Origin of the sequence: Mycobacterium sp. SA01, from assembly GCF_041287105.1 — a bacterium.
GTDB lineage: Bacteria > Actinomycetota > Actinomycetes > Mycobacteriales > Mycobacteriaceae > Mycobacterium.
Genome location: NZ_JBGGNO010000021.1, coordinates 1 through 14,425 on the forward strand (window position 1 = coordinate 1; position 14,425 = coordinate 14,425).

At 68.1% G+C, this 14,425-nt stretch carries 15 protein-coding genes and 1 rRNA gene; 15 read left to right on the plus strand and 1 reads right to left on the minus strand.

The window, feature by feature from the left end; all coding sequences use genetic code 11:
* Positions 1–20 precede the first annotated feature (20 nt).
* The 7 genes from rrf to recN all read left to right on the plus strand — a co-directional run bounded on the left by rrf (position 21) and on the right by recN (position 5,801).
* Positions 21–133 (plus strand): 5S ribosomal RNA (gene rrf, locus AB4879_RS23885).
* Positions 134–255: 122 nt separating this feature from the next.
* On the plus strand, positions 256–1,092 hold the full coding sequence (locus tag AB4879_RS23890; protein WP_370509570.1) for a hypothetical protein: 837 nt from the start codon (positions 256–258) through the stop codon (positions 1,090–1,092).
* Between the two features lies 1 nt (position 1,093).
* A complete protein-coding gene (locus AB4879_RS23895) occupies positions 1,094–2,119 on the plus strand; it encodes an HAD-IIA family hydrolase (protein WP_370509571.1) in 1,026 nt (341 codons plus the stop codon).
* Entirely contained in the window at positions 2,116–2,304 is a 189-nt protein-coding gene (locus tag AB4879_RS23900; protein ID WP_036344808.1) for a hypothetical protein, read from the plus strand. Before AB4879_RS23895 ends, AB4879_RS23900 begins: the two co-directional genes overlap by 4 nt.
* Positions 2,305–2,312: 8 nt before the next feature.
* On the plus strand, positions 2,313–3,122 hold the full coding sequence (locus AB4879_RS23905) for a TlyA family RNA methyltransferase (RefSeq protein WP_370509572.1): 810 nt from the start codon (positions 2,313–2,315) through the stop codon (positions 3,120–3,122).
* Positions 3,119–4,039, plus strand: a complete 921-nt coding sequence (locus AB4879_RS23910; RefSeq protein ID WP_102806453.1) for an NAD kinase — start codon at positions 3,119–3,121, stop codon at positions 4,037–4,039. Before AB4879_RS23905 ends, AB4879_RS23910 begins: the two co-directional genes overlap by 4 nt.
* Positions 4,040–4,046: 7 nt before the next feature.
* Entirely contained in the window at positions 4,047–5,801 is a 1,755-nt protein-coding gene (gene recN / locus AB4879_RS23915; protein ID WP_370509573.1) for a DNA repair protein RecN, read from the plus strand.
* Here the strand turns inward: recN and AB4879_RS23920 are convergent.
* Entirely contained in the window at positions 5,794–6,471 is a 678-nt protein-coding gene (locus AB4879_RS23920) for a hypothetical protein (RefSeq protein WP_370509574.1), read from the minus strand. The two genes, recN and AB4879_RS23920, sit on opposite strands and share 8 nt — an antisense overlap.
* Between AB4879_RS23920 and AB4879_RS23925 the strand changes: the two genes are divergently transcribed.
* The 8 genes from AB4879_RS23925 to AB4879_RS23960 all read left to right on the plus strand — a co-directional run bounded on the left by AB4879_RS23925 (position 6,446) and on the right by AB4879_RS23960 (position 14,390).
* Positions 6,446–6,793: a hypothetical protein gene (locus AB4879_RS23925; protein WP_370509575.1), complete on the plus strand. Its 348-nt coding sequence runs from the start codon at positions 6,446–6,448 to the stop codon at positions 6,791–6,793. The two genes, AB4879_RS23920 and AB4879_RS23925, sit on opposite strands and share 26 nt — an antisense overlap.
* 125 nt (positions 6,794–6,918) lie before the next feature.
* Entirely contained in the window at positions 6,919–8,103 is a 1,185-nt protein-coding gene (gene steA / locus AB4879_RS23930; RefSeq protein ID WP_102806451.1) for a putative cytokinetic ring protein SteA, read from the plus strand.
* A 25-nt stretch (positions 8,104–8,128) separates the two neighbouring features.
* Entirely contained in the window at positions 8,129–9,070 is a 942-nt protein-coding gene (locus AB4879_RS23935; protein ID WP_102806450.1) for a copper transporter, read from the plus strand.
* 151 nt (positions 9,071–9,221) lie between these two features.
* Positions 9,222–10,985, plus strand: a complete 1,764-nt coding sequence (locus AB4879_RS23940) for a CTP synthase (RefSeq protein WP_370509892.1) — start codon at positions 9,222–9,224, stop codon at positions 10,983–10,985.
* Complete coding sequence (locus AB4879_RS23945; RefSeq protein WP_370509576.1) at positions 10,978–11,601, plus strand: NUDIX domain-containing protein; 624 nt, start codon at positions 10,978–10,980, stop codon at positions 11,599–11,601. Before AB4879_RS23940 ends, AB4879_RS23945 begins: the two co-directional genes overlap by 8 nt.
* Entirely contained in the window at positions 11,598–12,614 is a 1,017-nt protein-coding gene (gene xerD / locus AB4879_RS23950; RefSeq protein WP_370509577.1) for a site-specific tyrosine recombinase XerD, read from the plus strand. The genes AB4879_RS23945 and xerD overlap by 4 nt, the downstream gene beginning before the upstream one ends.
* Positions 12,615–12,708: 94 nt before the next feature.
* On the plus strand, positions 12,709–13,572 hold the full coding sequence (locus AB4879_RS23955) for a ParA family protein (protein WP_036344816.1): 864 nt from the start codon (positions 12,709–12,711) through the stop codon (positions 13,570–13,572).
* On the plus strand, positions 13,569–14,390 hold the full coding sequence (locus AB4879_RS23960) for a segregation/condensation protein A (protein WP_036344817.1): 822 nt from the start codon (positions 13,569–13,571) through the stop codon (positions 14,388–14,390). The genes AB4879_RS23955 and AB4879_RS23960 overlap by 4 nt, the downstream gene beginning before the upstream one ends.
* Positions 14,391–14,425: the final 35 nt, after the last annotated feature.

The following is a 14,425-nucleotide window of genomic DNA, read 5'->3' on the forward strand; positions in this document are numbered from 1 at the left end:
CAAAAAAGAGTGAATAAAGTTACGGCGGCCATAGCGGCAGGGAAACGCCCGGTCCCATCCCGAACCCGGAAGCTAAGCCTACCAGCGCCGATGATACTACCCAACAGGGTGGAAAAGTAGGACACCGCCGAACACAATTTAGTGAAACGCCCCCCGAGAAATCGGGGGGCGTTTCCATTTGAATGTCCAATTCCATTGGCTGCTTTTCAATTATCCGAATTGTGACTGTCTGAGGGCTGCCCGTATCCTTTACAGGTGGTCGATGACAGGCAAGGCAATTCCGGTGGGCGTCCGCCCCGTCGTCCCTCGGCGGCCGGTGCCGGGAACCGCGATCGCTGGAGCAGCAGCCCGCCACGCCGGTCGGGGCCGGGCCGTGCTCGGCCGGCACAGCCACGGCAGACCCCCGGCGACGACAGCAGCACCGGGGCCCAGGCCGGTCCGATCATTCCGTCGTCGATCGAGGCCAAGCAGCTAGCGCCCGAAATCCGGGGCGAGCTCTCAACTTTGGATCGTTCGACCGCCGACACCGTGGCCCGTCACCTGGTCGCGGCCGGCGAGCTGCTCGACGAAGATCCGCAGGCCGCTCTGGAACACGCCCAAGCCGCGCGGGCTCGTTCCGGTCGCATCGCGGCGGTACGCGAGGCCGTCGGCATCGCCGCCTACCAGTGCGGTGACTGGGCCCAGGCGCTGTCCGAGTTCCGTGCTGCCCGGCGGATGGGCAGCAAGTCGCAATTGCTACCTCTGATCGCCGACTGCGAACGCGGCGTAGGGCGGCCCGAACGCGCCATCGAACTGGCCCGCAGCCCCGAAGCGGCCGAGCTCACCGGCGACGATGCCGACGAGCTGCGGATCGTCGCCGCAGGGGCGCGTGCCGACCTCGGTCAGCTCGAGCAGGCGCTGGTGGTGCTGTCCACCCCTCAACCCGACCCGTCTCGCACCGGCTCGACCGCTGCCCGACTGTTCTACGCCTACGCCGAGACGCTGCTGGCCCTCGATCGCGGTGAGGACGCGCTGCAGTGGTTCATCCATGCCGCCGCCGCCGACGTCGAAGGCGTCACCGACGCCGAAGACCGGGTCGGCGAGCTGGCCTGAGATGACTACCCTTGCGCAGCAACATGATTGCTTGCTGCTCGATTTGGACGGCACCGTGTTTCGCGGTCATGAGCCGACCGAGGGAGCGATCGATGCCCTCGAGGTCGCGCAGACCCGCAAACTGTTCGTCACCAACAACGCCTCCCGCGCTGCAGAGGATGTGGCCGCGCACTTGCGCGAACTCGGCTTCGTCGCCGACGCAGCCGATGTGGTGACCAGTGCCCAGAGTGCGGCACGACTGCTGGCCCAGCAGCTGAAACCGGGATCCAAGGTGCTGGTCGTCGGGACCGATGCGCTGGTCGGCGAGGTCGAGGCGGTCGGACTGCAGCCGGTCAGACGGTTTGATGACGAGCCCGTCGCCGTCGTGCAGGGACACTCCATGACGACCGGATGGCCAGACCTGGCCGAGGCCGCACTGGCCATCCGCTCCGGTGCGCTCTGGGTGGCCGCCAACGTCGACCGCACCCTGCCCACCGAACGGGGCCTGTTACCCGGAAACGGCTCAATGGTCGCCGCACTGCGCACCGCCACCGACGCCGAATACCAGGTGGCGGGTAAGCCCGCTCCGGCGCTGATGCGAGATGCGCTGGCGCGCGGCTCCTTTGGCACTCCGCTGGTGGTCGGTGACCGCCTGGACACCGACATCGCCGGCGCCAACGCAGCGGATCTGCCCAGCCTGATGGTGCTGTGCGGGGTCAGCACCGCGGACGAGGCGGTGCACGCGGTCCCGGAGCAACGTCCCACCTACATCGGCGCCGACCTCCGCGATCTGCACACCGCCTCCGAGGCTCTGCGGGTAGCCGAGCAGGCAGCCTGGCGTGTCGAGGTCAGCGACGGTTCGGTGATTGTGACCACGGCAGACGCAGACCACAGCGACGACGGGCTCTCGGTGGTTCGTGCCACCGCTCGTGCGGTGTGGGATGCAGCCGACGGCGAACGCCGACTTGCCGTGCGCGCCGGTGACGATGCCGCACGCGCCGCGCTGCAGCGCTGGTCCCTGCTGACGGCGCAGGATCAGCTAGCGTGAACGGTGATATGAACGCCGACCCCGAACAGATTCGCGCCGATATCGACGCCGTGCTGGCCCAGGTGCCCAGCGTCGATCCCGACAGCGCCGACGTCGCCGGTGTCGACATCGATGCCGTCGGAAGGCAGCTCGAGGAAGCGCACCAGATCTTGGTCAATGCGCTGGAATCGGTGGAGAAGGGCTGAGTTCGCGCATGACGCGGCGTGCCCGGGTTGACGCTGAGCTGGTCCGTCGCGGACTGGCGCGGTCACGACAGCAGGCCGCGGAGCTCATCGGTGCCGGCCGGGTCAGCATCGACGGCATGCGTGCGGTCAAACCCGCCACCGCGGTCGCCGTCACCGCCAACCTGACCGTCGAGGCCGGCGACGAGCGGACCTGGGTGTCGCGCGGCGCCCACAAGCTGATCGGCGCCCTCGACGCCTTTGCCATCGACCCGGTCGGGCGGCGCTGCCTCGACGCGGGCGCTTCGACCGGCGGCTTCACCGAGGTGCTCCTGGATCGCGGCGCCACCGAAGTCGTGGCCGTCGACGTCGGCTACGGCCAGCTGGCCTGGTCGCTGCGCTCCGATTCGCGGGTGACGGTCATCGAGCGCACGAATGTGCGGGACCTGACGCCCGACGCGATCGGTGGCCCCGTCGACCTCGTGGTGTCCGACCTGTCGTTCATTTCACTCGCCACGGTGCTGCCCGCACTGACTGTCTGCGCGTCCGCGCACGCCGATATCGTTCCCATGGTGAAGCCACAGTTCGAGGTCGGTCGCGAGCAGGTCGGTGCCGGCGGGGTGGTGTCCGATCCGGAATTGCGGACGTCTGCGGTACTGGCTGTCGCCGCTCGCGCCGGTGAGCTCGGCTGGCAGACCGTCGGCGCGACCGCGAGCCCGCTGCCCGGCCCCTCGGGCAACGTCGAATACTTTCTGTGGCTGCGTGCCGAAACAGACAACGGATTGCACGGAGACGAACTGGACGCCGCGGTGCGCCGCGCCGTCGCGGAAGGACCGCAATGACTTCTGAGCGGGCGATCCTGCTCGTCGTACACACTGCCCGCGAGGAGGCCATCGAGACCGCCCGCCGGGTGGAAAAGGTGTTGGGCGACAACGGCATAGCGTTGCGGGTTCTCTCCGCCGAATCCGTGGACCGGGGCACCCATTTCGACCCCACCGAGATGCAGGCGGTGGGCTCGACGACCGAAGTGGTCGACGCCGATGCCAACGCGGCCGTCGGGTGTGAGCTGGTGCTCGTTCTCGGGGGTGACGGCACCTTCCTGCGGGCCGCCGAACTGGCCCGCAACGCGGAGATTCCGGTGCTCGGAATCAACCTGGGGCGCATCGGGTTCTTGGCCGAGGCCGAAGCCGAAGCCATCGACACCGTTCTCGAACACGTCGTCACCCGCACCTACCGCGTCGAGGAGCGGATGACCCTCGACATCGCGGTGCGCGCCGAGGGGGAGGTCATCGCCCGCGGTTGGGCCCTCAACGAGGCCAGCCTGGAAAAGGGCGCGCGGCTCGGGGTGATCGGTGTCGTACTGGAGATCGACGGCAGGCCGGTGTCCGCCTTCGGCTGCGACGGCGTCCTGGTGTCCAGCCCGACCGGGTCCACCGCCTACGCGTTCTCGGCAGGCGGCCCCGTGGTCTGGCCGGATCTGGAGGCAATGATCGTGGTGCCCAACAACGCTCACGCGTTGTTCGCGCGGCCGATGGTGACCAGCCCGACTGCGCTGATCGCGATCGAGATCGAGGACGACAGCCACGAGGCGCTGGTGTTCTGCGACGGTCGCCGCGAGATGCGGGTGCCTGCCGGCGGGCGGCTCGAGGTGACCAAGTGCACGACACCGCTGAAGTGGGTGCGTCTGGACAGCGCGCCGTTCACCGATCGTCTGGTGCGCAAGTTCCGGCTGCCGGTCACCGGCTGGCGAGGGCAGTGAATCGGCGATGCTGGCTGAGATCCGGATCGAGTCATTGGGCGCGATCAGCGCCGCCACCGCGGAGTTCGACCGCGGCCTGACCGTGCTGACCGGCGAGACCGGCACCGGCAAGACCATGGTGGTGACCGGACTGCACCTGCTGGGCGGGGCGCGCGCCGATGCCACCAGGGTGCGGTCGGGTTCTGAGCGGGCCGTCGTCGAGGGCCGTTTCGCCACTGCGGAACTCGATGATGCCACCGGTAAGCGGATCGACGAGATCCTGGATTCCTCGGGTGCCGACCGTGACGACGACGGCAGCATCATTGCGCTGCGCACCGTGAGCCGCGACGGGCCGTCGCGGGCCTACCTCGGCGGGCGCAGCGTGCCCGCCAAGTCGCTGTCGACCTTCACCTCGGAACTGCTGACACTGCACGGCCAGAACGACCAGCTGCGGCTGATGCGCCCCGAGGAACAGCGCGCCGCCTTGGACCGCTTCACCGGCGTCGACGCGAAACTCGAGCGCTACAAGAAGCTGCGCGACCAGTGGCAGGTGGCACGGCGGGATCTGGTGGACCGGACCAACCGGGCGCGCGAGCTGGCTCAGGAGGCGGACCGGCTGAAGTTCGCGCTGACCGAGATCGACGGCGTCGACCCGACGCCAGGAGAAGACGAATCGCTGGTGGCCGACATCCGCCGGCTCTCCGAACTCGACGCGCTGCGCGAGGCGGTCGCCGGTGCCCGTGCCAACCTGTCGGCCGATGACCTCGCCGATGGTGAACCCCGTTCGGCCACGGATACTTTGGGGCGTGCGGCCGCCCTGCTGCAGTCCACTGACGATCCCGCGTTGGGGGCGTTGGCCCGCCAGCTCACCGACGCGCTGACCGTCGCCGGCGACGTCGCCCGGGAACTCGGCGATTTCCTCGGCGACCTGCCCGATGACGCCAGTGCCTTGGAGACCAAGCTGGCGCGTCAGGCCGAGCTGCGCAACCTGACCCGCAAGTACGCCGCGGACGTCAACGGAGTGCTGGCGTGGGCCAAGGAGTCGCGGGAGCGTCTGGCGCAGCTCGACGTATCCGAGGATGCGCTGGCCGGGCTGGGCCGCCGCGTCGACGAGCTCGCCGGTCAGGTGGCGACGTCCGCCCTGGAGCTGTCCAAAGCCCGCACCAAAGCGGCGAAGGGATTGGCCAAGGCCATCACCGCCGAGCTGACCGGGCTGGCGATGACGCACGCCGACTTCAGCGTCACGGTGTCGCTGATGCCGGCCCGCGACGACGACAGCGCACCGTTGCGGTTGCCGTCGGGCGAGACCGTGCATGCCGGTGGCGAAGGCATCGACCTGGTCGAATTCGGGTTCACCTCCCATCGCGGCACCGACGTCCTGCCGCTGAACAAGAGCGCGTCCGGTGGTGAGCTCTCCCGCGTGATGCTCGCATTGGAAGTGGTGCTCGCCGCGTCGGCGGAGGGCACCACGATGGTGTTCGACGAGGTGGACGCCGGCGTCGGTGGCCGGGCCGCGGTGCAGATCGGCCGCCGCCTGGCGCGGCTTGCCCGCAGCCACCAGGTCATCGTCGTCACCCATCTGCCGCAGGTCGCCGCGTACGCCGACAGCCACCTCGTCGTCGACAGCGCAGGCAACGGGACCAGCGGGGTGCGCCGCCTCGACACCGAGGAGCGGGTGGGCGAGCTGGCGCGGATGCTGGCCGGGCTGGGGGAGTCCGACACCGGCCGCGCGCACGCCCGCGAACTGCTCGACGCCGCGCAGGGCGACCGGGGACTCAGCTGAGCCGGATGACGACGGCGTAGCCGTCGTGGTCGCCGGTGGTGGTGGTCCGGCGGTCGAGCTCGTTGTCCATGTCAACCAGTCCCAGATCGGTTGCGCCGGTGCGCACCAGCGCGGCCCGGACCGCGTCCCGCGCTCGATTGAACGACACGTAGACGTGGGTGGGGACGACATAGAAGAAGCCGGCGCGCTCGCGGCTGAACGAGGCGGTCCACACGTAGCCCGTCCCGCCCGGCGCGGGCGCCGCGCCGAACACTCGGCCGTGATCGTTGGTCAGCAGCCAATGGGCGTTGGAGAACGCCTGCTCGGGTCCGGTGGGCTGCTGCCCGTAGACGACTCCGTCGATCAGACCCTGATACCCCGTGGAATGGACGGGCTGGGCCGGGAAGCCGGCCGCACCCAGGGCGGCGTTGAGCCTGTCGGCCGCCTCCTCGGCGGTGGTCGACGTCGGGTCGACGATGATCACGTTGATCGGTTGGTACAAAGTCTTGAACGGATATTGCTGGCTGGGCCAGTCGGCGAGGCCGCCGCTGCGGGCCAGCATCCACTTCCCGATCGCCCCGTAGGCAGTCGTCGTCGTCTCGACCGGAGTCGGCCGGGCTTCCGGTGCTCCGGTCAGTGAGTCATGGAGGTCGTCGAAGAACGTCGTGACCGCCGCGACGAAGGCGGGCACCGGAGGCGGTGACGTCACGGGACGCGGCGCGGGTCTGGCGACTCCCGCCCCGGGTGTGGAAAGCCTTGCCGCAGTGGGCGTCTTTCGGGACCTCGGCGCGGTCGCGGTCGACGATGGCCGTGAGTGGCCGACCGAACCGGCCGAGGTGCTGGCACCGTGGGGCGCTGAGCCGCTACCGGGCGACTCGGCGTTGGCGACGCCGCCCCCGGCCAGGAGGGCCGCGCCCACACCGAGCCCGACGGCCAGCCCGCTGAGCCAGGTCGCGCGGGACATTCGGCTCATGCTCGGCTCCGTCGATCGGTTAGCTGACGGTAACCGGTGAGGGTCTCGGATGCGGGAAATACACGTATCCGAACCGTGTTACTGCTGTGACAAGATGTGACTTGTGTGGCTGGTGTTACGGCGCGCCTCCGCCGATATCCGCCCGGTCGCCGACAGAATCCCAGCATGAAGATGTCAGCGCTTCTCTCGCGTAATACCGGTGCACGACCAGGAGTCGTGGGGACAGCCCGCGTCGATCGCGACATCGATCGCCTGCTGCGCCGCGTCGGCCCGGGGGACATCGTGGTGCTCGACATCCTCGACCTGGACCGGATGACCGCTGACGCTCTGGTCGACGCGAACATCGCCGGCGTGGTCAACGCCTCCCCGTCGATCTCGGGCCGGTACCCGAACCTCGGCCCGGAAGTATTGGTGGCCAACAACATCACACTGATCGACAGCGCGGGTCCCGAAGTCTTCAAGAAGATCAAAGACGGCGCGAAGATCCGGCTTCACAACGGTGGGGTGTACTCCGGCGATCGCAGGCTGGCCCTGGGCGTGGAGCGCAGCGATGAAGAGATCGCCGACCTCATGCAGGACGCCAAGACCGGGCTGGTTGCGCACCTGGAGGCATTCGCGGGCAACACCATCGAATTCATCCGCAGCGAGAGCCCGCTGCTGATCGACGGTATCGGCATCCCGGACATCGACGTCGACGTATACCGCCGCCACGTCCTGGTGGTGGCCGACGGCCCCGGCGCCGAAGACGACCTCAAGGCGCTCAAGCCCTTCATCAAGGAGTACCAACCGGTGCTCATCGGGGTGGAGAGCGGAGCGGACCTGCTGCAGAAGAACGGTTACCGGCCGCAGCTGATCGTCGGCAACCCCGACCAGATGAGCGCTGACGTGCTCAAGAGTGGTGCGCAGGTGGTCCTTCCCGCCGACGCCGACGGGCACGCCAACGGCCTGGAACGCATTCAGGACCTGGGCATCGGGGCGATGACGTTCCCCGCCGCCGGTTCGGCCGCCGATCTGGCGCTGTTGCTCGTCGACCATCACGGCGCCTCGCTGATCGTGACGGCCGGCCACTCGGCGAGCATCGAAGAGTTCTTCGACCGTTCCCGCCAGCAGAGCAACCCGTCGACCTTCCTCACCCGGCTGAAGGTCGGGGAGAAGCTCGTCGACGCGAAAGCTGTTGCCACGCTGTACCGCAACCACATCTCCGGTGGAGCGATCGCCATGCTGATCCTGGCGGTACTGTTCGCGATCATCGCCGCGCTGTGGGTGTCGCGGGCCGACACATTCGTCATCGACTGGATTGTGACCTACTGGAACCGCTTCTCGCTGTGGGTGCAGAGCTGGGTGACCTAGGCGTAGAGCAGAAAGGCTCACCGCTGTGATTTCGCTACGCCACCATGCCATTTCGCTGGCTGCGGTGTTCCTTGCGCTGGCCGTCGGCGTCTTCCTGGGCTCCGGTGTGCTGTCCGACACGTTGCTGTCAGGGCTGCGCGACGAAAAGCAGGACCTCAACAAACAGATCACCTCACTGACCGATCAGCGCAATGCGCTGAACGAAAAGCTCAGTGCTGCTGACGATTTCGACAAGCAGATGTCGAGCCGGATCGTCAAGGACGCGTTGGCGGGTAAGTCGGTGGTGTTGTTCCGCACCCCTGACGCCAACGACGACGATGTGGCGGCGACGAGCCGGCTGATCGGACAGGCCGGCGGTACCGTCACCGGCACGGTCGCGCTGACGCAGCAGTTCGTCGACGCCAACTCCGCGGAGAAGCTGCGCTCGGTGGTCAACTCCTCGATCGTGCCCGCCGGCGCACAGCTGAGCACCACGCTGGTCGATCAGGGCTCGCAGGCCGGCGACCTGCTCGGTATCGCGCTGCTGATCAACCGCAACCCCGCGATCCGACCGGCGGACGACACCCAGCGCGACACCGTGCTGGCCGCGCTGCGTGACACCGGCTTTTTGACCTATCAGGGCGACCGCCTGGCCGCGGCCAACACCGCCGTCGTGGTGACCGGGGGAGCTCTGGGCGACGACGCCGGTAACCAGGGGTCCACGGTCGCCCGGTTCGCCGCGGGGATGGCCCCGCACGGGTCGGGCACGGTGCTCGCCGGCCGGGACGGATCAGCCACCGGAACCGCGGCGCTCGCGGTGACGCGGGCTGACGCCGGGATGGCGGCCGACGTGACCACCGTCGACGACATCAGTTCCGAGTCGGGCCGGATCACCACCGTGCTGGCCCTGCAGAACCTGATCAATGGGGCGCCGTCGGGCAAGTTCGGCATCGGGCCGGGCGCCGCGTCGCTCACCGTTCCGCAGTAGACGCCGGGCAACGCAGAGGTAACGAAGGCCACTGGCGTGTTAGCGCACGCTTGTCGGGGTCGGTGTTAGGGTGAGATTCCGTGGGTAGGCAGGCCCCAGGCAGTTCCCAGCGATCCCCTGCCCGACGTCACGGAGGTTGCTCTTGCCCCCACTGCGCAAGCACCCGCAGACCGCCACCAAGCACATCTTCGTCAGCGGTGGAGTTGTCTCGTCCCTCGGTAAGGGCCTGACCGCCAGCAGCCTCGGTCAATTGCTGACCGCGCGCGGTCTGCAGGTGACGATGCAGAAGCTCGACCCGTATCTGAACGTCGATCCGGGAACGATGAACCCGTTCCAGCACGGTGAAGTGTTCGTCACCGAGGACGGCGCCGAGACCGACCTCGACGTCGGGCACTACGAGCGCTTCCTGGACCGCAATCTGTCCGGCTCGGCCAATGTGACCACCGGGCAGGTGTATTCGTCGGTGATCGCCAAGGAGCGTCGCGGCGAGTACCTCGGCGACACCGTGCAGGTGATCCCGCACATCACCGACGAGATCAAGGGCCGCATCCTGGCGATGGCCGAGCCCGATGCGTCGGGCAACCGACCCGACGTGGTGATCACCGAGATCGGCGGCACCGTCGGTGACATCGAGTCGCTGCCGTTCGTGGAGGCCGCGCGCCAGGTCCGCCACGAAGTCGGCCGGGAGAACTGCTTCTTCCTGCATGTCTCGCTGGTGCCGTATCTGGCGCCGTCTGGCGAGCTGAAGACCAAACCCACCCAGCACTCGGTGGCCGCGCTGCGCAGTATCGGTATCAGCCCCGACGCGCTGATCCTGCGCTGCGACCGTGACGTGCCCGAGCCGCTGAAGAACAAGATCGCGCTGATGTGCGACGTCGACATCGACGGGGTGATCTCGACACCCGATGCGCCGTCCATCTATGACATTCCGAAGGTGCTGCACCGCGAGGAACTCGACGCCTATGTTGTGCGCCGGCTGAATCTGCCGTTCCGCGATGTGGACTGGACGCAGTGGAACGACCTGCTGCGCCGGGTCCACGAGCCCAAGGAAACGGTCCGAATCGCGTTGGTGGGCAAGTACGTCGACCTCTCGGACGCCTATCTGTCGGTGGCAGAGGCGTTGCGCGCCGGCGGGTTCGCTCATCGCGCCAAAGTCGAGATGCGCTGGGTCGCCTCCGACGACTGCGAGACCGACAGCGGTGCGGCCGTCGCGCTGGGTGACGTGCACGCCGTGCTCATCCCCGGCGGGTTCGGCATCCGCGGCATCGAAGGCAAGATCGGCGCGATCCGCCACGCCCGCCATCGTGGGCTGCCGGTGCTGGGTCTGTGCCTCGGGCTGCAGTGCATCGTGATCGAGGCGGCCCGATCGGTGGGACTGACCGAAGCCAACTCGGCCGAATTCGACCCGGCCACACCGGATCCGGTGATCTCCACGATGGCCGACCAGCGTGAGGCTGTCGCCGGGGAGGCCGACCTGGGTGGCACCATGCGGTTGGGTGCTTACCCGGCGACGCTGGAAGTCGGTTCGATTGTCGCCGAGGCGTACGACTCGACCCATGTGTCCGAGCGCCACCGGCACCGCTACGAGGTCAACAACTCGTATCGTGACCGGATCGCAGAGAGCGGTTTGCAGTTCTCGGGCACCTCACCGGACGGCCATCTGGTCGAGTTCGTCGAATACCCGCGCGATGTGCATCCGTTCCTGGTCGGCACGCAGGCCCATCCGGAGCTCAAGAGCCGGCCGACCCGCCCACATCCGCTGTTCGTCTCGTTCGTCGGTGCTGCCATCGACTACAAGGCGGCCGAGCGGTTGTCTTTGGAGATCCCGGAGCAGCACTCCAACGGCAAGGAACACCCGGAAGAGGCGGCCCAGCCGCTGGCCGAGCAGGTTCCAGAGCACTCAGCCCGTGGCTGACCACGACTTCGAGACCGTCTCTTCTGAAACCGCTTATCGCGGAAACATTCTCGCCCTGCGAGTCGATCAGGTCCGGATGCCGGGCGGCAATATCGCCAAGCGCGAGGTCGTCGAGCATTACGGTGCCGTGGCAGTCGTCGCGGTCGACGACGCGGGCCGGGTGGCGATGGTCTACCAATACCGGCACCCGATCGGGCGCCGGCTGTGGGAGTTGCCCGCGGGGCTACTCGACGAGCCGGGGGAGGACCCGACCGAAGCCGCGGCGCGGGAACTGCGCGAGGAGACCGGCCTGACCGCCGAACGCTGGGACGTGCTGGTCGACCTGATGTCCTCGCCAGGGTTCAGCGACGAGGCGTTGCGCGTGTATCTCGCCCGGAGCCTCACCGACGTCGGGCGGCCCCAGGGGCACGACGAAGAAGCCGATATGGAAGTGCACTGGGTCCACATCGCCGACGCGGTGCAGCAGGTGCTGTCCGGGGAGATCGTGAATTCCACTGCGGTGGCGGGCATCTTGGCCGCACACGCGGTGATCGTCGACGACAAGTCGCCCCGCCCCGTCGATGTGCCGTTCCCGGATCGCCCGACGGCGTTCGCCGCGGGGAAGGCCCGCTCATGACGACGTTCTCGGCCGACCTCCCGGGTCGCTCCGCTCCTGCCCTCCGAACCGACCTCCCGGGTCGCTCCGCTCCTGCCCTCCGAACCCCCTTGGACGATCAGCTGCAGGGCTATCTCGACCACTTGACCATCGAGCGCGGGGTGGCGGCCAACACCATCAGCTCCTACCGGCGCGACCTGCGCCGCTACGTCGAGCATTTGTCGTCGCGCGGCATCGATGACCTGACCAACGTCAGCGAGAACGACGTCAGCGAGTTCCTGGTGGCGCTGCGCCGCGGCGATCCGGACACCGGCGCGACGCCGCTGTCGGCGGTATCGGCCGCGCGCGCACTGATTGCGGTGCGCGGCTTTCACCGGTTCGCCGCCGCCGAGGGGATCATCGGCATCGACGTCGCCCGCGCGGTCAAGCCGCCGACCCCGAGCCGTCGGCTCCCCAAGAGCCTCACCCTCGACGAGGTCTTGGCCCTCCTCGAGGGCGCCGGCGGGGACAGCCCGTCGGACGGACCGCTGACGTTGCGCAATCGCGCCCTGCTCGAGCTGTTGTATTCCACCGGCGCGCGGATCTCCGAGGCTGTCGGCCTCGACGTCGACGACATCGACACCGAGGCCCGGTCGGTGCTGCTGCGCGGCAAGGGCGGCAAGCAGCGCCTGGTGCCTGTCGGCCGCCCGGCGATCGCGGCGCTGGACGCCTACCTGGTGCGTGGCCGTCCGGATCTGGCGCGCCGGGGTCGCGGCACGCCGAAGATCTTCCTCAACGCCCGCGGCGGGCAGCTGTCGCGGCAGAGCGCCTGGCAGGTGCTGCAGGACGCCGCCGAACGGGCAGGCATCTCCTCGGCTGTGTCACCGCACACGCTGCGGCACTCCTTCGCCACCCATCTTCTCGACGGCGGTGCCGACGTCCGCGTCGTCCAGGAACTCCTCGGCCACGCCTCGGTCACCACGACGCAGATCTACACGCTGGTCACCGTGCATGCCCTGCGCGAGGTCTGGGCCGGCGCACATCCGCGGGCATGATGTCGCGGGTCTGCCTCGTGTGGCGGCGACACACCGTTAGACTTTCGCGGATGTTCGCCACGCCGCCGAAAAGCCTGCTGACGGGGGGCACGGCGTGACCGACGAGGCAGACGAAGCCACACCGATCGGTCTCACCGGCCGCCCGCCCCGCCACATTCCCGAACCACAGCCGCTGACCTCGCACGGGCCGGCCACGGTCATTTCGATGTGCAACCAGAAGGGCGGGGTCGGCAAGACCACCTCGACGATCAACCTGGGGGCGGCGCTGGCCGAGTACGGCCGGCGGGTGCTGCTGGTCGATCTGGATCCGCAGGGCGCGCTGTCGGCGGGTCTGGGCGTGCCGCACTACGAGCTGACCCACACCGTCCACAACCTGATGATCGAACCGCGGGTGAGCATCGACGAGGTGCTGATCAACACGCGGGTGAAGAACCTGGACCTGGTGCCCAGCAACATCGACCTGTCGGCCGCCGAGATCCAGCTGGTCAACGAGGTCGGACGCGAGCAGACCCTGGCGCGCGCGCTGCACCCCGTCCTCGATCGCTACGACTACGTCCTGATCGACTGCCAGCCGTCGCTGGGCCTGCTCACCGTCAATGCGCTGGCCTGCTCCGACGCGGTGGTCATCCCGACCGAATGTGAATACTTCTCGCTGCGCGGGCTGGCCCTGCTCACCGACACCGTCGACAAGGTGCGTGAGCGGCTCAATCCGCGGCTGACGATCAGCGGCATCCTGATCACCCGGTTCGACAACCGCACCGTCAATGCCCGTGAGGTGATGGCGCGGGTGCTGGAGCGCTTCGGCGATCTGGTGTTCGACACCGTCATCAGCCGCACCGTGCGCTTCCCCGAGACCAGTGTCGCCGGCGAGCCCATCACCACCTGGGCACCGAAATCCGTTGGTGCACAGGCATATCGATCGCTGGCCCGTGAGGTCATCGACCGCTTCGGCAAGTGACCGAATCGCCGGCGCCCGAAAAGGGCTTCCGTGTCAGGCTGACGAACTTCGAGGGTCCGTTCGATCTGCTGTTGCAGTTGATCTTTGCCCACCGCCTCGATGTGACCGAGGTCGCGCTGCATCAGGTCACCGACGAATTCATTGCGTACACCAGGGAGATCGGGCCGAAGCTCGAGCTCGACGAGACCACCACCTTTTTGGTGATTGCTGCCACACTGCTGGACCTCAAGGCCGCGCGGCTGCTGCCCGCCGGCGATGTGCACGACGAGGAGGATCTGGCGCTGCTCGAGGTGCGCGACCTGTTGTTCGCCCGGCTGCTGCAGTACCGCGCGTTCAAGCATGTCGCCGAGATGTTCGCCGAACTGGAGGCCGCAGCGCTGCGGAGCTACCCCCGGGCGGTGACGGTCGAGGATCGCTTCGCCGACCTTCTTCCCGAGGTCATGCTGGGTGTTGATGCCGCCGCCTTCGCCGACATCGCCGCTGCGGCGTTCACCCCGCGCCCGGTTCCCACCGTCGGGACCGAGCACTTGCATGCCTCGCAGGTGTCGGTGCCGGAGCAGGCCGAGCTGCTGTTGGAGTTCCTGTCGTCACGCGGGGCGGGGCAGTGGGCGTCGTTCAAGGAACTGGTGGCCGACTGCGAGGCGCCGATCCAGATCGTCGGACGCTTCTTGGCGCTGCTCGAACTCTATCGGGCCAGGACGGTAGCATTCGAGCAGCCAGAACCACTTGGTGTGCTCCAGGTTTCATGGACCGGCGACCGGGTTGTGAACGAAGAGCTGGTCCGAGCCGAGTGGGAAGAAGAGCAGAACCAATCATGACCGACGACGCAGCCGACATACCCGACGTGGACCTT

What these genes read in the sequence shown, in the direction of transcription:
- AB4879_RS23895 (WP_370509571.1), top strand. Translation starts at nt 1,094, where the DNA reads ATGACTACCCTTGCGCAGCAACATGATTGCTTGCTGCTCGATTTGGAC.
- AB4879_RS23905 (WP_370509572.1), top strand. Translation starts at nt 2,313, where the DNA reads ATGACGCGGCGTGCCCGGGTTGACGCTGAGCTGGTCCGTCGCGGACTG.
- AB4879_RS23910 (WP_102806453.1), top strand. Translation starts at nt 3,119, where the DNA reads ATGACTTCTGAGCGGGCGATCCTGCTCGTCGTACACACTGCCCGCGAG.
- recN (WP_370509573.1), top strand. Translation starts at nt 4,047, where the DNA reads ATGCTGGCTGAGATCCGGATCGAGTCATTGGGCGCGATCAGCGCCGCC.
- steA (WP_102806451.1), top strand. Translation starts at nt 6,919, where the DNA reads ATGAAGATGTCAGCGCTTCTCTCGCGTAATACCGGTGCACGACCAGGA.
- xerD (WP_370509577.1), top strand. Translation starts at nt 11,598, where the DNA reads ATGACGACGTTCTCGGCCGACCTCCCGGGTCGCTCCGCTCCTGCCCTC.